The following is a 17755-nucleotide window of genomic DNA, read 5'->3' on the forward strand; positions in this document are numbered from 1 at the left end:
TGTTTATTTAAAATTCCTGCCTTTGTGCAGGTAGTTGGCCGATTCGGTATCGAGAGACTTTAACGGTTTTTCCATCGGAATAAATGGGGAGGCTTTTTCATCAGCTCGTGACAACGTCAAAACGGGTTGTTTCTCGTTACGGATTGCGGTTAGATCACCCAAAAGTTTTGTGATATCGAAAACGCGGCGCACAATGATGTGCGTAACTTCAGTACGTTCTACCACTCCTTCAACCATCAGTAACCGTGCATGTAAAATTTCTTTGCGGTATTTATCGAACAGTTTTGGAAAAACAACCAGGTTGGTTGTGCCAGTTTCATCTTCCAATGTTATAAAGCAAACTCCTTTAGCTGTCCCTGGGCGCTGGCGGATCAAAATTAAGCCTGCGGTTTTAATGACCGTTTTATTTTCAGTGGTATTTGCTTCTTTAGCTGTTTTGATATGCAACAACTCAAGCGTATGCCGAATAAAGCTGAGTGGATGGCCTTTGATAGAAAGCCCGGTTGTTGTATAGTCTTGCACGACGTGTTCGGACAAGCGTAGTTCAGGCAGGCTCACTTCCGGCTCGTGAACGCTTTCTGATGGTTGGCCTTGCATCAATTGCACGGGACGGTCATGTAGTGCAGATACCTCCCAAAGCGCGCGTCTGCGGTCAAGTCCCATAGAACGGAAAGCATCGGCATTGGCGAGTTTTTCCATCGTGGCTACGCTGACTCCGGCATCACAAAGTTGATGAGGAGCCGTATAGGGTTTAGTTCTGCCCGCCACCAGCTTTTCCATTTCCTCTTTTCGAATGCCATCAATTTCCCTTAACCCTAATCGATGTGCAAAATATTCACCTTGCTTGGCTTCAAGCGTATTGTCCCATTGTGAAAGATTAACATCAATAGGCAGCATCTTAACACCATGCTCACGGGCATTCCTAACGATCTGCGCAGGTTGGTAAAAGCCCATGGGCTGACTATTAAGTAAAGCAGCGCAGAATACTTCGGGGTAATAAAATTTAAGCCAGCATGAAACGTAAACAAGCAAAGCAAAACTGGCGGCGTGGCTCTCAGGAAAACCATAACTCCCAAATCCCTCCAACTGTTTGAAGATACGGCGGGCATATTCTTCAGTATAACCTCGCGAGGTCATTCCAGTGATCAACTTATGCTCAAACTTACTGACCAAACCGTTGAATTTGAAGGTCGCCATAGTACGGCGCAGCAGATCAGCTTCTCCTGGTGTGAAACCTGCAGCTACGATGGCCAGTTCCATCGCCTGTTCCTGGAACAACGGTACGCCGAGTGTGCGCTCCAATATAGATTTAATTTCTTCCGAAGGATAATCTACAGCTTCTTCACCATTCCGTCGCCTGATATAGGGATGCACCATATCGCCTTGTATCGGGCCTGGCCTTACAATCGCCACTTCGATCACCAGGTCATAAAAGCAGGTAGGCTTCATTCGCGGCAGCATAGACATTTGGGCACGGCTCTCGATCTGAAACACGCCAACGGTATCTGCGGCAGTGATCATTTCATAAACTTTGGGATCATCCTGTTGGATATTGGCTAAAGTGAGTGTAATACCGTAATGGTTTTGCACCAAATCAAAAGCCTTACGAATACAGGTCAGCATTCCCAAAGACAAAATATCTACTTTCATAAAACCGAGGGCGTCTATGTCGTCCTTATTCCATTCGATATTCGTGCGGTTCTCCATGCGGGCATGGAAGATCGGGCACAGGTCGCTTAGCTTGCCATCAGTAATGACAAAGCCCCCCGTATGCTGGCCAAGCTGACGTGGAAAACCGATTAGCAAAGAGGTAAGTTCTATCACTTTCAACAAATGAGGGTCTTTGTGATTAAGCCCCAAAGCGCCGACTTGCGCCGCCGTAATTTCCTCATCGGACAGATCGCCGTAAGCATCCGATAGCTGCTTGATCACATCTACCGAAAGTCCCATGGCGCGTCCAACATCATTTACCGCACCTTTGTAATGGAGCATGAATACGGTTGGCAGGATAGCTGCACGGTCACGGCCAAAGCGATTGTAGACATACTGCATTACTTCTTCCCGCCGTTCATGCTCAAAGTCTACATCAATGTCAGGCGGTTCGTTACGCTCTTTGGAAAGGAAACGGGCGAAGAGCAAATTAGATTTATCAGGTGCGACCGAAGTAATACCGAGTACAAAACAAACTGCGGAATTAGCGGCAGATCCCCGGCCCTGACAAAGGATACGCTGGTTTCTGGCCCAGGTCACATAGTCTTCTACAGTAAGGAAATAATCTGGAACATCCAATTCTGCAATGATCTCCAATTCATCTTCAATAGCTTTTTTGACTTTTGACGGTATGTTGTTATTATAAAAGCTATTCGCACCTTTCCAGGCGAGGTATTCCAATTGCTGCTGAGGTGTACGCCCGTCAGTGGTCAGTTCACTGGGATATTTGTATTTTAGTGATTTCAGGTCGAACCGGCAGGCATCGGCAATAGTTCGGGCATTAATGATCGCTTCCGGATAATTGCGGAATAAGCGCTCCATCTCAGCTTTTTCTTTAAGATGCCTTTCGGCATTTTGATGCAGTTTATAACCAGCATTAAAAATGGTGCATTTTTCCCGAATACAAGTCACAACGTCTTGCAGTTCCCTTCTGTTAGGGTGATGATAATGAACGTCATTAGTGGCGACCAATGGGATATTTAATTCAGCTAACAGGAAAAGGCGCTTGGCATCATCGCCAGTATAATACTTGGTTGCAGCGAGATAAAGGTTGCGCAGGTTTTGCTTGTAATCTCTTACATGGTGCGTAAATACAAGTTCAAATTCAAAATCTTGGGTGATCTTGTCGGGTGGTATAATTATAAAATAAGACCCTTCGGAATGCTGGTAAACATCCCTTTTAGAAATATAACATTTTTCTTTTTCAGCACGTAAATTGCCCAATGTAAGCAAAGCGGAAAGCCGGGCATAGGATTCTTTGTCCGTTGGATAGGCCAGCAAGCTTGGGCCATCGAGCAGGTCAAGGCGAACACCGGGAATCAGCCGGATATTGCGGTCTTTAGCAACTTGGTAAGCACGGACAACACCTGCAAAAGTGTTACGATCACTGATGCCAATCGCATCATACCCCAAATCGGCCGCCTGGTCGACGAGTTCTTCCGGGTGACTGCCGCCGCGCCGAAAGCTGAAATTGCTGGTCACCTGTAATTCGACGTAACTCATGCGAAAAAGCCATGTAGATACCAGTGTTGATTGTTTTCTGCATTATAGTGGCCTGAGCGAAAAAGCCAATAACGACGCCCTGCTTCATCTTCGGCGATATAGTAGTCCCGGTGTTCGCCCGGTTCGAGCCACCATTCACGTTCGATGCGCTCAGGGCCGTCGGCACCTACGATGATATGCTGTTCACCTTTCCAGATAAATAGCTTGGGTGGGTAATCCGGTGTTAGCGCCATCGCTTCAATACGTTCCGGATGATCCAGTATTTGCATAGGCCGTGGCTTATCTGTGCGCCAATCACTTTCGGGTTTCTTTTTTAAATTGCAGTTTGGTTCCGGTGTACGTTCAGGCCAATAATGTTCCGCAGGCAGGTAACGATTAATATGAGCTGTGCCGATCCGACCTGCTACCCGGTCAAGCAGTTCGGCTACTTCTTCACTATCCGCGCCGCCTCCGGCTGACCAAATTTCACTTTGCTTATCGTTGATAGGTTCCGTCTTCAGTGCATCCAACACAAATAATTCAATGCCAAGTCCCGGCGCGATGGTTTCCAGCTTAATAAAAAATAATTTGAATAAGTGCTGTGTTCGGTTACTGGGATGATTCGTGCCTATGCTAATGTTCCCGTTCTTGCCGTCTACCCGGTACCAGGTTAATATAGCGGATCGGACACCGAGACCTTCGCCATAAAGTCTTTTACAAAGCCTTTCAAGCAGATCATTCAAACCAATTTCTATAGCCGTTCGGGTGCGGACGGGTTCCAGGCAATCGAGGCGTACGCTGTATGGCACTGGCTCTTTAAGCGGAAATAAATATTCTACCTCCTGACCGAGTGCTTGTTGCAGCCGCAGTACCATATCTTTACCAAAGCGCCTGCGCAGGACGGCGTTTGGCATGTAAATAAAACTACTGATCTGATGCAAGCCCAAATTCCGCAGTTTCAACAATTGATTCATAGGCAAACGGAGCGCTGAAGGTGGTAAAGGCATTAGGGCATTCCGGTGTTCTCCCTTTGGTACGATGAGGCCGGTGGTCGCACAGCGGGCAACGCCCCAGGCGGTTCCGATGGTATCGGCAATCGCCGGGCGAATGTCATAGCCAATTGCTTTTAAACGCGAAACAATCTCTTGCAAAAAAGCTTTTTCCCCGCCTTTCAAATGTGTGCAGCCGGTCACATCCAGTAATAAACCGTCAGGCGGATCAAGCTGTACGAGTGGCGTATATCGCAGGCACCATTCCGCGAGGCCGGTCAGTAATTTCAGGTTGCGGCCCGGTTTACCGTCGAAAACATGGAGATCCGGCGCAATCACCCGTGCATCGGCAACGGTCATACCTTCCGTTACTCCATACTTACGGGCTTCATCCGTCAGCGCGGTAATGAGCATACGTCCATGGTCGGGTTCGGCGAAGACATAGGCTTTCCCTTTCAGCCCGGTCTGGCGGATTGCCTTCCAGTCTGTGAGTAAATGCCGGAACCATATGGACGCAAAACGCTTAGGCATAACGGCGCGCTTCCTCCGTACGCTGCGGTGTGGTGATCGTTTGAAAATCCTGTTTTTTCCATTCTACAGTCCAGTTGCCTGGCCTGCCGTTCCTCACTTTCAGCAATTCAACCTGCCAGCGCGGATGGCCGACGCCGGGCATTCCGGTTCTAAGCTGGCTGCGTACAGGTCGGATTTGCCAACGGGTTACGCAGGCAGTCGTATTGACTTTTTTGACATCTTTTCGTAATACAAATCCGGTTACATGGCTTTTTTCAACGGCTAATTGTAATCGCTGGGATTCTGTAAAACTGAGGTCTTTTGTTTCACAAATAACAGTAGCAACACCCTCACACTTCAGCGCTTCTTCGGTAACCCAAAGTACATCTTTCTGCAACGGAACGTCCACAAAAATAACACGGTCAGGATCGACGCCAAAAAGTTTTAGCGCTGGCGGGTAAATGCGGCGGGTATAACTGATCCACAGGCACGCCCCACCGTTGCCCAATAGTTTTTGAACAAGACCGGCAATAAATCCGCCACTGGCGGCGGTGTCTTCCGGACAGTTGCTTATAAATTCGTGGATCGCTCCGGTTGGAAATACCCCGTCTTGAAAAGCGGCGGCTACCGGGCCAAGGCCCAGGTCATTGTCCGTGCCGGGTTGTGGCGGACGGAAGCCCTCCCAGCGGATCATATCCTGCCTGAGTTTGCTGATGATTTCTTCTTTCGTAGCAGTCATGGTCGTCGTTTAAAAGTCAAAGTGCATTTGATCAAAATTCAGCTTACGGCTGCTGTTGTACTCCCTAATGGCGGCGGCAATGGTTCTCACTTCATCCAGCGAAAAAACCTCATCTTCGCTGAAACCGATAATATCTTCAGGTTCCAACGGCTCATCCTCGATGTTCACATAAATCACCGAATGATGATTGAATGTCCTGATCTGATAGCGCATAAAACCAGCATTATCAGCAAGTTGATCAAGCTGTTCGGCAGAGAAAGTTACCAGCCGTGCATTGAGTTCGATTTGTAAATTGAATGGTACCATGTTTGCCAAATTGAGGACTATAAAGTTATGCTAATATTTTTAGCATTTTCTATTACTTTTTTACAATTTTTTATTCACATTTGTTTTATTAAAATTTACTGAATATGGATAAGGTATTTTTAAGCGGGCCTCAAACGATTACAATTGATCGTAAAGAGGGAGGGCAACTAACTCTGAAGGTAATCCCCGAATTTGATGATGCTACCGAAGCATTAATTTATGGCGGATTGGTCTTTCAATTATTGCGGGAAGATTATGGCATGTTTCAGTTATTTCATGTCGAATCGCCTGGCTACGAAGCGCCCAAAATGGAATTGTTAGGCAGGCTTTTATTTGACCGCGAGGAAAATTGGATTTACGACGGGGATAAATTAACAATTGATGAACAGGAAGAAGCTGCGGGATTCATTACTGGTCATCGTGGGGCAATGGATAGGCTGATCAAAGACATTCTTTAAAATATATGCATACGGAATACTTAAAGCGAGTGGTCATATATCTACAGCAGGAATTGCCGGAATACCAGGAAATGTTGACTGTGAAAGCTAATCAGATTGTGTTTACCGTACATCCTGGTGCCGTATTTGAACAGTTTTACCAAAAGCTATTCGCTTCTGTATCTACATGTACCGCCCGCATCCGCAACAGGGAAATTGATTTGGAATTTAAGGTATGGTCACCTACGCAGGAACGTGATTTTAAGGTGCTTAAATAAAATTTCCACTACTAAACAAAATGCCAGTCAATCTCATTGCCGACAAGCTGTGCCAGCCAATTCAGATCCGGATCGGTTAGCCATTCCCACTCGTTGATATCGGCACAAATAACGGTGCCAAGTTCTTTACCTGCCTGGAAAATATAAAAACAACAAAAGTCATCCCCGCTGTACCAATGGGGAATTATATCAAGTTCAGTCGTATCCCTATTGATTTCAATGGTAATCAAAAAAGGTGGTGCTTCCGTTAATATGGTTTCGACATCAAACAATGTTCAGGAGATTAGAAGTCAGGTATCCGATTAACATTTGAATTTAAGATGCTGACCTGGATATTACCCTAAGCTACGAAATCATAATGTCATTTCAAACAACCCAACCTGACTTATCCACGTGCAAGATTTTGCAATCGTACTGTTTTTGAGTTAAAGTTTTGGTATTTCCGGCCCGCAAAAAAGGGTTGAAATAACAAAATCGGTTGATCCCCATATGTATTTTTAAAAATAATACTTATAATTGTGTGTGCTTGTTGGCAAGCCTGCTCGTTCGTGCAAAGATTTCATCAGCCAATGGATAAATAATGCAAACCCACCGGGCTTATTGTCTGAACAAAGCTTACGAACGTTAAATTCTCCGGATAATAAACTTGGTAACATAAGGTATGTATTATGAAACCATTAGACTTCTTTAAACTCCAATCCAAAAATCTTTTCAAAGATTACAAAACCCAAAGGCCTGCTACTGAGGCTGACCCTTCCTATTTCGGATACGACCCAAAGTATTTCGACATCAATGGCCTATTCCTGGACTACGATATCGATGAAGAGAAATTCAGCCTGATGAAGGCACAGCACTTGATCGCCAAGTTGGTCGGATTTCGCAAGTGGACCGATCTCATGCAAGCATCCGCCACCGAACTGGAACTTGCAAAGTTGCTGTTTGATAATCAGCATAAGCTAAGTGCTGAAGACTGGCAGATGTATATCCACGGCATTGAATCAGAAAACAAAACTACATTATCGCCTGAGTTTAAACTCGAAATTCTTGAACAGGCGTACATTAATGTTGAGGGCCATGAGAGTACGTTCCAAGATTACCGCCTGAAACAAAGTCAACCAAGCGAGATAAAAAGTCAAAAGGCCAATCGAGTAACTGCTAAGATTGGCAGGAAAATTACGGCCCTCCCCTTAAAAGGGAAAGATCGAGACGCATTTATTGAAACTGCGAAAAGCGCTTTTGAAACTGTTATGTGGCGAATGGAACCCCTTCATCCTGAAGGTGTCCGCAAGCTTTGGAATCCTGAATTTTATATTGATAAAGTTCTATTAAAAGACGGTATGCTACCTATCGACCGGGACTATGCACTTTCTCTGATTGATGCGGTTTTGGTTCACCATGTTCTTGAACTCGCAGTTGAGGCGGACGAATTGGCGGTAAAACTTAACTGATAGCATCGAGCTATTTATTATTTAACCCTTAACTCGAAATGTAGATTTGTTAAAAAATAAAAGTCCCCATGCGCTCGCCGCCGGGGACTTTCAACCTAAACCTTATCACAATAAACGAATGAGAATCATTCGCTTAAAATAGGCTGGCAATTTAAGCAATAAAACAACTTATACGCAAGTAAAAGGCACAACAAAGCACCCCGCCTTATTAGGTCGGGGTGCAATAGGTTATGCTTTATAAGCATAAGCCTTTTAGAGGTTTTAAAATAATAGCTGACCGTAGTTCTGGGCCAAATGAAATGGGTAATTGGCAACCAGCATCTCCGTCTTTAACTTCTGCTTTCGGTTTTTTGAATTAACAGCTATGGGCTGAATAATAGCAAGTTCTACCCACCCATACTGTTTAACATACTTCGCTAAAATGCTGGACGGGTAAGCGGACAATAAGAATTTACCTTTTATTTTCGCCAGTAAAGAGAGCAAGTTCTCAAAATCCTGCTCAGAATAGCCATCATAATGCCCCATATCGGAATTGAAATACGGCGGGTCGCAGTAGAAAAAACTGTTTTCATGGTCACGGCTTTTGATAATTTTTAAAGCATCAGTACATTCCAACTGGCAGTTTTTTAACCTTTTGACCAGCCTTTTGGTGAAGTTGTCAATCTTGGTTTGAATCTTTCCGTTCATGGTATTACCTGTAATATCATACCCCCAGCCGCCATCTATCATAGAGGCAAAACTTTGGCAGCATAATACCCAGGTTGCCCAGGCTCGCTTAACTTCCGAAAACATATCGGTGTTATTATAAATTACCCATGCGTGGCGGTGCATCTCCCGGCTGTGGAGAGTAGATTTAATTTCCTCATATAAGGCATCATAACTTTGTTGTATGACCCGGTAAAGGTTAATCAGTTCACCGTTGGTATCGTTTAGCACTTCCACTTCTGAAGGATGTTTGGCAAAGAATATCGCGGCACCTCCAGTAAATGGTTCCGCATAAAGCAGATGCCTGGGGATCATGGCAACAATCTTTTCAGCCAGATTTTGCTTACCGCCATAATAAGTGACCGGCGTTTTGATTTGGACATTGCTCATAGAAAAGATTGGGGTTTTTATAGTACGTCGGTTAAAGTGAGATCGACCACTTTGTCATTAATCAACAGGGATACGCGGCACTTTACGCCCGGAGTTCCCATGCTTTGTACTTTGAAGATTTTGCCATTATGGATAGCATGCGGCGAATCTTCCGGCACCTGAACCAAAGCGGTGCCGCTCGCCCTAATCCGGTCGACCTTAGCAAGAATGTGTTTCATGGTTTAACAAAATTGCGGGTTGGAAAAAGCCAGGTCTAAGCCGCCCGGCCCGTTTGAGAAAACGGGGTTGGTGAAGGGCGGCTTTGTCCTGGCGTGGGTGCCTGAAGGTGTGCGGGCGTTCCCGGCGCAAGCGATCCCGGCTTTAGCGGGTACGCATGCGCAAAGGGTTAGCCCGCATTCCTGCAAGGCTTGGGAGAAAAAACATTTATTGAGTTTACTTAACGGCCTATTTTGCGGCTATCATCCTGACGGTTTTGGATTTCATTTACCCTAAACTCATTGTATTTTTTTCCTGTGAGATAAGATAAAACCTCCAGTTCGTGCAGGTCTAAGCTTTGAGCAAGAATATGCCGTGTGAGATAGGTTTCCTTTTCGGCAAGTTGTTCAGGATTTTCGGCAGCATTTATGAATGCCCGAAGCAGGTCCGCCTGGGGTGACAAAGGTTGCTGCTGTAAACAAGTATAGGTATAGGTGCCGCGATCCTCATAAGGTACACGAAAGTCTATCTTATAGCTAACATCAAATTGCTCGGCTATTTCGCTCAGGCTCCTGATCGGGGGTATCCAGCGTGAATCAAAATGAAGGGCGTTATCATAAACCATGATCGAAAGAAAAGGCGGTGTATGTTCCTCCATTTGGTTGAAATGCGCTAAGATTGCTTGTTCGTTATCGCCAGCAAACACAACCGTGTTCATGCAATGGCCGGTAAGACTGCTCATCGACCTCGTGTTACGTTATTCGCCTCGCTTTCTGCGTGCTCAAATGAATTGGAGATATCATTTTCGGCAGCTTCCTGGCGTTTAACAGTTGTGGTTTTGGTTTGTTCCCCATTGTTACGCGCTGCTGCTTTTTCCGGCCAAATATCCTCATCCCTGATCTCCTTCATGTTTTTATCATAGATATCGATAGATTTCATAACCGGATTAGCTGCAACGATAACCGGAATACTTTTTTTGCCTATCGACAGTTCTGTATGCCAATAATTTCCATTTCGCATAGCCTGCAGTCCTTCGGATTTGGCTGTTTCATTATCCAGCCCTTTCAAGGGGTACTTTGCGAGGCTATTTTCAAATTGATAGCCATATTCCGGCCTTAATACTTTCAATGGATGATTGCCATAAGCGTCTTTAACATCCACTTGCAACTTAAACCAGGCCTTTATCTTCTCTGATTTTTTCGCATCAGCCTCGGCGCCTTGTGGCCTTACGTAAATATCCTTTTCAAGTGATTGGCCGGATAATAACTTATAAGCCTGTAAAGCCGTAATGCGATGATCCCTTTCGATGTCGAAGGTTTGCTCACGCGGTACCAATTCGCCGGTTTTATGCAGCGTGACATCAATCGTGTTTAAGAAATAGGCATCGCCATCTTTTTGCTTATTAAAGTTAAGGCCATATTGAATGTAATCGGTTTTTGGAGCGTTTACATCTTTACTTTCTAAGGGCCTTAGTATATTACTGATACCCAGCGTAAATTTGGGCAACTCGCGGCTGATCGCCGATTCCAGTACTGCATTTAGCTTTTCGCCAAAACCAAGGCTGGTTTGCAGTTTTTGAAGGTATTCCAGGTTTTTTTCATTCTTTACCATAATATTAAATGTTAGTGATTAAAAAAGTTTGTATTGATGACCGATGGCCGGAGGTTCATAGCCATTTTCCCTCGCGAAGTGTTCGCCGAATTCTGTAACCAGTTCTGCTATATCCCGGTAGGCCGTATCCTCCAATACTTCAGTATGAAAGAAATGTGAACGATAGCCTGTTTCGCTGATAATTGGGCTTTCCGAGCGAAACTCCATGTGGCTAACCAATGGTTCATTTTCGGGATGCTTATCCAGCCAATAGTAGCGGTAAGCGACCTGTACATCCTGCCCGTAAACTTTGATTTCCAGGTCAACATTTTGTTTAAACTGTTCAGGTATCATAGTTGGCGAATTGTAATTCGATAAATGAAGACAGGCCACGCAGCGGCTTATGCGTTCGCATGCCTGCGCGCAATCCGGTTAGCCGTTCAAATCGACTTAGTGAAAAAATTCCGCTGTCTACCACAAAAGACTTGTCGCAGTAGGTAATCATTACCTGCTCGTTCATGATCTGGAAAGAAACAGAACGGCCCATATACCAGGTAGCTATTGCCGCATCTGCAATGCGGCCAACGAGATTGGCATCAAAAATCAGGTGCCAGCGCGCTAAAGGAAAAGATGATTTTAAAGCCTCCACTTGCGCCGTTGATGGCAATAACCCTACTGCCGCAAAAGCATGTTGTTCAGGAAATTTTAATAAAAATGTGCGCTGCGAAATAAAGCAAAGCAGTTCAGCGGCTGAATAACTGATATATAGGTCGGCAATCAGATTTGGATGCTCGGCATTGGCCAGCCAAAATTCCGAGGTGGCCGGGACGCGATGCCATTCCGGTGCCCAACTTTCGACCACTTCATTGCCGTAACGAAATATTAACCGGCCATCGGTATATTGAAAAAATGGAGTGAAAAGTTTTATCACCTCCGGCTTGAGGCCAAACATGGAGCTTATCTTGCGCGGGTTTTGTTATAACCCCTTGTTTCTTCAGTTTGCTGATCGGCAGCCTTAAATTTCTTAGCAAAGTGTTTTTCCATTTCAGCATATGCCTTTTTGAACGCTGGTGTCTGCTCGTCGGCTTGTTCCTTTTTATCGCTGTTTAATAGGTGCCTTAGTCCCCTGATCAACAAATAAGAAATTCCGCCGTCAAGTAATACGGATAATATCAAAGCTGCGCGGTCGGCGCGGATGCCTTTGGGGTCGGTTGCCCTGTGCTGCAACTCGGTTCCATCCGGCAATCGCACGTTAAAGCCTTTTTGAAAATCATCCTTTTGCCAGTCTTTCAGTTTGTAGCCATTAATTTTATCAGGGGCAATAACCAGCTTTGGATCAAAAGAGATGAATTCCCTCGTATCCGGGTCATATTCAAAAACAACTTCTTTCTTCCCTGGCCCAGGAATGATCTTGTCAATACTTAGGGTTTCGCCAGTAATCAATGCCTGTGCTTCATCTTCGTCCAGTAGTGGTGGAATTATTGGCTGTTTATAAATGGGGTGCAACCTAAAGCTTACCTGGCCATCCGGGTTCCTGTCCAGTGATAATTTAGCATCAAGCTGTTCAATGTGAACACCGCTTGCATCAAGGTTTTTCAGGCTCATTAAATTCGTTCGTCGACCGGCAAGCAAAGCTTCAACATCATCCGGGCTTAGGATATAATTCCCGGTCTTATCAACCAGGCTGAGGCTTTCCATTTCCTGCTTGGGTAGTTCATTGACATAAAAAGGATTTTTCATATTTCTATTTTTAGCGTTTTAATTGATAGTTGTTATTGACCTCTATTTCTGAAAATTGAGAATTCATTGTATTTAAAGATTCAATGGTTAATACTTCAGGTTTTTGCTGTTTGGCTTCCAACAAATTTTTGTACAACAGATCCTCCCGGCTTAAAATAAATTGCTGGCCGCTTCCGAGGTCTTCCATTTTCAGCCGACCATTTTTTAGGTTTTCGTTCACCTTAAAAATCGTCCCGTTATAGCTGATATGATCGTTTTCCGTTAAGAGGTGACTGGACACCTTTTTATCGTCGGCGAAAGCGGTTAGTTCCATGTTTCGTTTTCTTTCGAGGTCAAGGAGGTAGGTATAAATCTTCTCCGCATCGGCTGCGGCGCTGTGTATTTCAAAAGGATGATCAGTTAGAATACTGATCCAGCTATCCACATAAGCCGTGTGCTGGCTGGGGTCATGGCCGATTCGCAACTCATCACCGATTAGAAGGGACGCAATTTCTGCCCGTAATTCCTCCCGTGCGTAATCTTTAGTCCCAAACTTGTTTAACAGGCTGCGGTCAAGGCGGCTTTCATGGCCGGTCCAATGGCCGAGTTCGTGAAGGGCGGTTGCATAATATTTGCCTGGCTCATCGAACTGTTGTTTAAGGGGTAAAGTGATATTATCCTTAAAGGGGCTGTAAAAAGCGCGATTTCCCGGAACATGCTGAATATCTGCACCGGAACTTTTGATGAGTTGTTCTGCTCTTTCCAGCGGTTCCCAACCAAGGGAAGAAATATCGGGGATGATCAGTTCGGGGATGCCGTTGACCTGCTCAGCGTTAAAAACAGCAAAACTGGTGATAATTGGCCTGTTCAGCTTTACGGTAATTTTTACAGTATCACCTTTATCATCCTTAACCACCTTTCCGTTCTCATCCCTTTTCGTTCTTTGCTCGAACAATTTAATAAACTGAATAGGAGTTGATTTAGATCCTTTACTTACCTGCCAGCCGTTATCATCGGCTTGTTTATAGGTCATCCAACGGGGATCGTTCCTGCCGCTCATGATAAGGGATAATGTGTTGATCCCCTGATAACGGTTACCGGTGACGGCATTGTAAGGCAATTGAAAAGCTGGCAAGCCCTTGCTGTTCCAGGGCTTTTGCCAGGGTGCTGTTCCGGCCTTTAAAGCTTCGATCAGTTTTTCAGCTACTTCCACATGAAGTGCCTTTTTTTCATCGGCCATCTTCAGCCTCCTTTCTTTCGTCGGAGTTATTGGGAAACTCATCAACGTAGTCAACGCCGTAGATCAACGCTTCTTCGGGTGTCAGTTCCAGTTCCTGGCCCTCGGCAATCAGTTGTAATTTTCTTTCCAGCGATCCGAGGTGCCGATTATGATAATCATAGTTCATGGTGATTTATTTATGGGTTAAGGCGGCCTGGCAAACAAGCCGCATAAAAAAGCCAGCGGGGATAATTCCTGGCCATGATATTTAATGGAAAAATGAAGGTGTTCTCCGATTACCCTGCCTGTCGCGCCGGTGATCCCGATAGCCTGACCTGCCACTATTTCTTCGTTCGGCAAAACGGAGATTACAGATAGATGCCCATAAATGCTCTCGACGTCGCCGCTATGTGTGATGATGATATAGTTTCCGATGTAGGCGTTGTAGCCAATAACCTTGACAATACCATTGAGTATGCAGAAAACGGTATCGTGGCGGGCGGCAAGGTCAACGCCTTGGTGAAATTGAACTTTGCCGGTTATGGGATGTATCCGCCAGCCAAATCTGGAGGTCATACGCAAATTCTTTAGTGGGAAGCTAAAGTTCAATTGGTCGCTATCCATTTGGGGCCATGCTTTTGTTACTGTTAAAAGCAATAGAAAAGTCAGGCAGGTGTTTCTTTTTAAAACCATAGCCCTATAATTAGCGCCCCCGTCCAGGTTTATAGTCCGGATCAAGGTCGCGATGCACATCAATATAATCTTGTACACTGACCACGGTAGCAAACATCAAATTCGACCTGCTCATAGCTAAATCCAAGGCCTCTTTTCGGTAGTTCAGTTCACCGGTTGCATCCAAAAGATATAATCCTAAAATATCAATCACATCCTGTCCATCAATTTCCTCGTGTAGGTGGGCGCGCAACTTGTCAAGTATTTCTTCGCCTGGCACCAACATTAGCAGGGCATCGGTACTATACAGGCCAATCATCTGATTTTTAAATTTGACCAGCACCTCGTCTTTTTCTACATCCAAATTGTATATGGTACCCATGTGGCCTTGCATGTGAACGGGGTCATGAGTTAGGGTTGGGTGAACCATGACCACTTTATCAAGTAGTTCATACATAATCTTAGTTTTTTGTCAAGTAATTAATGTTTGTGAGCGGGCTTCATGGTGCCTTTTGCCGTGCCTGCGGATTGCTGGGGTGGGATTTTCCGGAAGGTCATGGTCAAGGCTTGCACCTCGTTAGTGATCCGCAAGTAGTTGCTGCGCAGTATATCATCCTTTTTGCCCTTGAAATTATAGAATAGCGGTAAGTCTTGGTAGGCTTTTTCCTCCGCTTTTATGGCATCCAGATTGAGGTTGATGCGGCAATTGATAGCGGAGGTTTCATATTTCCCGGTATATTTTTCTACCGCATCCGATGCTAAAAGCCCTACCATTTCCCCAGCTTTCAGTGAAGCTATTTTACCGGCTGGGATCAGCGGTTCGAGTTTCTCGTTTAAGGACAGCGATGTTTTATTACGGTCAATACTTAGGCTTTCGCCGGTTTGTTTAACCTTGCCGAATAACCGCTCCAGCCATTCCAATGTATCTTTATTCCGAACAGAGCCAGATAATACGTTACCCATCACTGAGGTAATGGTTTCGGCGGTTTCCTTACCATATTGCTGCCTGAGCATTGGTAACTCCTGCATTCCCAAAAGGACAGATACGCGATTACTTCGTGCCTGGGAAACGCATACATCCACACGGTGGCAGTATAAACTTGGGCTTTCGTCGACCACAATCCCGACCGGGATATTACCTTTAGAATTGACTTCGCGCAAGATGCAATTCATCACTACAGAATAGCAGGCGGAGTTAATACTTTGGGTACTTGGGTCATTAGCCAGCACCAAAATTCCCGGATGTTTAGGGTCGCTGATCTTGAGGTCAAAATCATCACCGGAGAAAACCCAAAAGGTTTCTTTTGTCGCCATGCGGCTAATAAAGATTTTTAAGGTGCCGACCTGTCCTTCCAACTGCTCAAAGGCTTTTGCCCGGTAAGCAGTTACGAATGGCGATAATAATGAGGCCAGTTCCGGCTCTGAAAAGAGCGTGGTAAACACTTCCTCGTAAGGCAGGTTTAAAAAAGCCAGCACATGAGGTAAAGTGGAGTATTTGCCGTCCTCATATTTACTAAAGAAGTAAATGCAGGCTGCCAAAAAATTGACAGCACTTTGCGTAAAAAATTGATCGCTGCCGCCGCTCTTATCGCCTTTTTTCAATGCTTCTACCAGCGCTTCGGCATTTTCGGAGGCATCAGCAAGAGTCTTGAGATACTTCTTGTTAAAAGGGTTAACCCGCCTGCTTTTCTCCGGGTCATTCAGGTTCACCACATGAAAGGTGTAGCCTTTGCATTTCTCGTTTTGTTTAGCAAGCAGGTAATGATAATAAACTATCTTACCCAAATCCGGGTACTTCAGATCGTAAACGCAAAGCGTGAACTCGTTGGCTATCATCTGCCGGATAACAGGCATCACAATTCCAAAGCTTTTCCCGCTTCCAGGCACTCCCAACAGCAAAATCCCTCGGTATAAATTCTCTAAAACGAGGTACCCTTTCCTGACTTTATTTTTGAAATAGAACAGGGTTGGAATGTTTACAGCGCTGGTTGCCAGGAGTGGCGTGGTTCGCTGCATAAAAGATTCTTCCTCAACGTTCCATCGGTCTTTGCCAAGCCTGGCGCTGATCATTTTGGAAACGTTATCCATTGAAGTGTGGATCAGAACAGTTCCTGCAAACGCGAAGGCGATATACGCGATCTCATACCAGTTTAAGCCATAAAAAACGGGCAACCCCGGATGTCCGTAAAACCATAAGCCTCCAAAAAACAACAGTAAGCCTGAACTTAAAGGATAGGCGACCGAGTTTTTAGGATTAAAATCCTGTTGTTTTTTGCTGAGCGTGCCAACGGATACGAGGCAGATCAGGATCAAGGTAAAAAGCTTGCTGTATATTGGTTGCTGGTAAATCTTCAGGCGGTGTAGCCGGTCAATAAAAAAAGCCAGGCCTTTGTAGGCATGGCTTTGTAATAATGGGGGGCCGTAGATAAAGCAAAATATTTCGAGTGCTACGGACAAATAGATGGCGGCCTGCAAAAACCTATGCTGGCTTTGCTGCTCTTTGCTTTCTTCCATAGCCTCATAAATTATCGGCCTTTAAAAGATCTCCGTATTTGATTTGCAGCGTTAATGTTCTGCCGGAAACCTGCTTTTCGGATAGTTCCACATTAAGGATTTTATTATCCGGGAACGTGACCTTTTTGAATACATAAATATTATGGTACTCCTTTTTAAAGGAGGGCTGCTGGTAAAGCTGCCATTCAGGTTTTATTTCCAAAGATTGTACGTTAGTCGCCTTAGTGATTTTTTTATCCTCGATCTTAAACCGCAGTTCGTCGATGTCATAAGCAAGGTTCGTTTTGTTCTGAAAAGCCACATCTAAAAAAACGTGGTCGCCAACCGTATATACATGATTAAGGATCACAGTCAGCCCGTACGCCTTTGCTTTCCGGATATCGGTTTTTTTACCCCTGTGTAAAATATCCATGGCATAGGATTTCATTTCAGGGGTGGTCAACGTTATGCCAGGAAAGTCAAGCGGCCGGCATTGCTCCGGCTGTATCGCAATAGCTGTGGGTAACTGCTGGCTGGTTGATTTGGTAAACACCAAATGATATTGCGCAATAAAGCTTTCGCCTACGATAGTGATCACGCCGAGGCTGGTGCAATCAGTTTGCAGGTGCCGCAAGGAATCCGGCACCAGTTTTATGCGCAGCAAGTTTTTAACAGGCATATCGCCGACAATACTATGGCTGGAAATGTCTGCATACTGGATGGGTTCAGGCGATAAAAAATGAATGTCTGCCTGGCTACTGATCTCAATTTGCGGCAGCGAATCAATATAAGTTCTACCAAGGCTTTGAGCAAAAAGAATGTGTGCCGCGCCTAAAAGGGCGGTTAACAACAAGAATACTTTTTTCATAAATT

At 45.0% G+C, this 17755-nt stretch carries 21 protein-coding genes; 3 read left to right on the forward strand and 18 right to left on the reverse strand.

All coding sequences use genetic code 11. From position 1 onward, the window contains the following. Window positions 1-3 precede the first annotated feature (3 nt). From GS399_RS13435 to GS399_RS13450, 4 genes are read right to left on the reverse strand one after another with little or no spacing between them, the layout of a single operon-like run. The gene (locus GS399_RS13435; protein WP_160845166.1) at window positions 4-3213 is read right to left on the reverse strand and encodes an error-prone DNA polymerase; all 3210 of its coding nucleotides are present in this window, start codon (window positions 3211-3213) and stop codon (window positions 4-6) included. Next, complete coding sequence (locus GS399_RS13440; RefSeq protein ID WP_160845167.1) at window positions 3210-4712, reverse strand: Y-family DNA polymerase; 1503 nt, start codon at window positions 4710-4712, stop codon at window positions 3210-3212. The genes GS399_RS13435 and GS399_RS13440 overlap by 4 nt, the downstream gene beginning before the upstream one ends. After that, window positions 4705-5430 (reverse strand): ImuA family protein, encoded by a 726-nt coding sequence (locus tag GS399_RS13445; protein ID WP_160845168.1) that lies wholly within the window; start codon window positions 5428-5430, stop codon window positions 4705-4707. The genes GS399_RS13440 and GS399_RS13445 overlap by 8 nt, the downstream gene beginning before the upstream one ends. 9 nt (window positions 5431-5439) lie before the next feature. Next, window positions 5440-5736 carry a hypothetical protein gene (locus tag GS399_RS13450; protein WP_160845169.1) on the reverse strand — a complete coding sequence of 99 codons (297 nt, stop codon included), beginning with the start codon at window positions 5734-5736 and terminating at the stop codon, window positions 5440-5442. 104 nt (window positions 5737-5840) lie between these two features. Here GS399_RS13450 and GS399_RS13455 point away from each other — a divergent pair, with 104 nt between their 5' ends. Beyond that, complete coding sequence (locus GS399_RS13455) at window positions 5841-6194, forward strand: hypothetical protein (RefSeq protein WP_160845170.1); 354 nt, start codon at window positions 5841-5843, stop codon at window positions 6192-6194. A gap of 5 nt (window positions 6195-6199) precedes the next feature. Further along, the gene (locus GS399_RS13460) at window positions 6200-6451 is read left to right on the forward strand and encodes a hypothetical protein (protein WP_160845171.1); all 252 of its coding nucleotides are present in this window, start codon (window positions 6200-6202) and stop codon (window positions 6449-6451) included. Between the two features lie 11 nt (window positions 6452-6462). On the opposite strand, the gene GS399_RS13465 is transcribed toward GS399_RS13460, so the two are convergent. Then, window positions 6463-6723 carry a hypothetical protein gene (locus GS399_RS13465; protein WP_160845172.1) on the reverse strand — a complete coding sequence of 87 codons (261 nt, stop codon included), beginning with the start codon at window positions 6721-6723 and terminating at the stop codon, window positions 6463-6465. A gap of 396 nt (window positions 6724-7119) precedes the next feature. On the opposite strand from GS399_RS13465, the gene GS399_RS20700 reads away from it, so the two are divergent. Further along, a complete protein-coding gene (locus GS399_RS20700; protein ID WP_202409462.1) occupies window positions 7120-7899 on the forward strand; it encodes a hypothetical protein in 780 nt (259 codons plus the stop codon). Between the two features lie 261 nt (window positions 7900-8160). On the opposite strand, the gene GS399_RS13475 is transcribed toward GS399_RS20700, so the two are convergent. The 13 genes from GS399_RS13475 to traN all read right to left on the reverse strand — a co-directional run bounded on the left by GS399_RS13475 (window position 8161) and on the right by traN (window position 17750). Then, window positions 8161-8994, reverse strand: coding sequence for a DNA adenine methylase (locus tag GS399_RS13475; RefSeq protein ID WP_202409463.1), 834 nt, complete (start codon window positions 8992-8994; stop codon window positions 8161-8163). A 17-nt stretch (window positions 8995-9011) separates the two neighbouring features. Beyond that, window positions 9012-9212, reverse strand: a complete 201-nt coding sequence (locus GS399_RS13480; protein WP_160845173.1) for a hypothetical protein — start codon at window positions 9210-9212, stop codon at window positions 9012-9014. 218 nt (window positions 9213-9430) lie between these two features. Beyond that, window positions 9431-9931: a hypothetical protein gene (locus GS399_RS13485; protein ID WP_160845174.1), complete on the reverse strand. Its 501-nt coding sequence runs from the start codon at window positions 9929-9931 to the stop codon at window positions 9431-9433. Continuing rightward, window positions 9928-10800, reverse strand: a complete 873-nt coding sequence (locus tag GS399_RS13490; protein WP_160845175.1) for a hypothetical protein — start codon at window positions 10798-10800, stop codon at window positions 9928-9930. The genes GS399_RS13485 and GS399_RS13490 overlap by 4 nt, the downstream gene beginning before the upstream one ends. A gap of 18 nt (window positions 10801-10818) precedes the next feature. Continuing rightward, window positions 10819-11133 carry a hypothetical protein gene (locus tag GS399_RS13495; RefSeq protein ID WP_160845176.1) on the reverse strand — a complete coding sequence of 105 codons (315 nt, stop codon included), beginning with the start codon at window positions 11131-11133 and terminating at the stop codon, window positions 10819-10821. Continuing rightward, window positions 11123-11731, reverse strand: a complete 609-nt coding sequence (locus tag GS399_RS13500) for a hypothetical protein (protein WP_160845177.1) — start codon at window positions 11729-11731, stop codon at window positions 11123-11125. The genes GS399_RS13495 and GS399_RS13500 overlap by 11 nt, the downstream gene beginning before the upstream one ends. Window positions 11732-11736: 5 nt before the next feature. Continuing rightward, a complete protein-coding gene (locus tag GS399_RS13505; RefSeq protein WP_160845178.1) occupies window positions 11737-12519 on the reverse strand; it encodes a DUF4099 domain-containing protein in 783 nt (260 codons plus the stop codon). A 10-nt stretch (window positions 12520-12529) separates the two neighbouring features. Further along, window positions 12530-13738, reverse strand: coding sequence for an ArdC family protein (locus GS399_RS13510; RefSeq protein ID WP_160845179.1), 1209 nt, complete (start codon window positions 13736-13738; stop codon window positions 12530-12532). Continuing rightward, window positions 13728-13904 carry a hypothetical protein gene (locus tag GS399_RS13515; RefSeq protein WP_160845180.1) on the reverse strand — a complete coding sequence of 59 codons (177 nt, stop codon included), beginning with the start codon at window positions 13902-13904 and terminating at the stop codon, window positions 13728-13730. The genes GS399_RS13510 and GS399_RS13515 overlap by 11 nt, the downstream gene beginning before the upstream one ends. Before the next feature lie 17 nt (window positions 13905-13921). After that, window positions 13922-14410, reverse strand: coding sequence for a M23 family metallopeptidase (locus GS399_RS13520; protein WP_160845181.1), 489 nt, complete (start codon window positions 14408-14410; stop codon window positions 13922-13924). A gap of 10 nt (window positions 14411-14420) precedes the next feature. Further along, entirely contained in the window at window positions 14421-14846 is a 426-nt protein-coding gene (locus tag GS399_RS13525) for a hypothetical protein (RefSeq protein ID WP_160845182.1), read from the reverse strand. 23 nt (window positions 14847-14869) lie between these two features. After that, complete coding sequence (locus GS399_RS13530) at window positions 14870-16903, reverse strand: TraM recognition domain-containing protein (RefSeq protein ID WP_160845183.1); 2034 nt, start codon at window positions 16901-16903, stop codon at window positions 14870-14872. Between the two features lie 4 nt (window positions 16904-16907). Further along, entirely contained in the window at window positions 16908-17750 is an 843-nt protein-coding gene (traN, locus tag GS399_RS13535; RefSeq protein WP_160845184.1) for a conjugative transposon protein TraN, read from the reverse strand. Between the last annotated feature and the right edge of the window lie 5 nt (window positions 17751-17755).

The organism is Hufsiella arboris, from assembly GCF_009834875.1.
Lineage (GTDB): Bacteria > Bacteroidota > Bacteroidia > Sphingobacteriales > Sphingobacteriaceae > Hufsiella_A > Hufsiella_A arboris.

Bases quoted from the DNA above. Each gene is read 5' to 3' on its own strand.
- GS399_RS13525 (WP_160845182.1), bottom strand. From the start codon at position 14,846: ATGTATGAACTACTTGATAAAGTGGTCATGGTTCACCCAACCCTAACT.
- GS399_RS20700 (WP_202409462.1), top strand. From the start codon at position 7,120: ATGAAACCATTAGACTTCTTTAAACTCCAATCCAAAAATCTTTTCAAA.
- GS399_RS13480 (WP_160845173.1), bottom strand. From the start codon at position 9,212: ATGAAACACATTCTTGCTAAGGTCGACCGGATTAGGGCGAGCGGCACC.
- GS399_RS13485 (WP_160845174.1), bottom strand. From the start codon at position 9,931: ATGAGCAGTCTTACCGGCCATTGCATGAACACGGTTGTGTTTGCTGGC.
- traN (WP_160845184.1), bottom strand. From the start codon at position 17,750: ATGAAAAAAGTATTCTTGTTGTTAACCGCCCTTTTAGGCGCGGCACAC.
- GS399_RS13500 (WP_160845177.1), bottom strand. From the start codon at position 11,731: ATGTTTGGCCTCAAGCCGGAGGTGATAAAACTTTTCACTCCATTTTTT.
- GS399_RS13530 (WP_160845183.1), bottom strand. From the start codon at position 16,903: ATGGAAGAAAGCAAAGAGCAGCAAAGCCAGCATAGGTTTTTGCAGGCC.
- GS399_RS13440 (WP_160845167.1), bottom strand. From the start codon at position 4,712: ATGCCTAAGCGTTTTGCGTCCATATGGTTCCGGCATTTACTCACAGAC.
- GS399_RS13515 (WP_160845180.1), bottom strand. From the start codon at position 13,904: ATGAACTATGATTATCATAATCGGCACCTCGGATCGCTGGAAAGAAAA.
- GS399_RS13495 (WP_160845176.1), bottom strand. From the start codon at position 11,133: ATGATACCTGAACAGTTTAAACAAAATGTTGACCTGGAAATCAAAGTT.
- GS399_RS13520 (WP_160845181.1), bottom strand. From the start codon at position 14,410: ATGGTTTTAAAAAGAAACACCTGCCTGACTTTTCTATTGCTTTTAACA.
- GS399_RS13490 (WP_160845175.1), bottom strand. From the start codon at position 10,800: ATGGTAAAGAATGAAAAAAACCTGGAATACCTTCAAAAACTGCAAACC.
- GS399_RS13460 (WP_160845171.1), top strand. From the start codon at position 6,200: ATGCATACGGAATACTTAAAGCGAGTGGTCATATATCTACAGCAGGAA.
- GS399_RS13450 (WP_160845169.1), bottom strand. From the start codon at position 5,736: ATGGTACCATTCAATTTACAAATCGAACTCAATGCACGGCTGGTAACT.
- GS399_RS13505 (WP_160845178.1), bottom strand. From the start codon at position 12,519: ATGAAAAATCCTTTTTATGTCAATGAACTACCCAAGCAGGAAATGGAA.
- GS399_RS13445 (WP_160845168.1), bottom strand. From the start codon at position 5,430: ATGACTGCTACGAAAGAAGAAATCATCAGCAAACTCAGGCAGGATATG.
- GS399_RS13435 (WP_160845166.1), bottom strand. From the start codon at position 3,213: ATGAGTTACGTCGAATTACAGGTGACCAGCAATTTCAGCTTTCGGCGC.
- GS399_RS13475 (WP_202409463.1), bottom strand. From the start codon at position 8,994: ATGAGCAATGTCCAAATCAAAACGCCGGTCACTTATTATGGCGGTAAG.
- GS399_RS13510 (WP_160845179.1), bottom strand. From the start codon at position 13,738: ATGGCCGATGAAAAAAAGGCACTTCATGTGGAAGTAGCTGAAAAACTG.
- GS399_RS13455 (WP_160845170.1), top strand. From the start codon at position 5,841: ATGGATAAGGTATTTTTAAGCGGGCCTCAAACGATTACAATTGATCGT.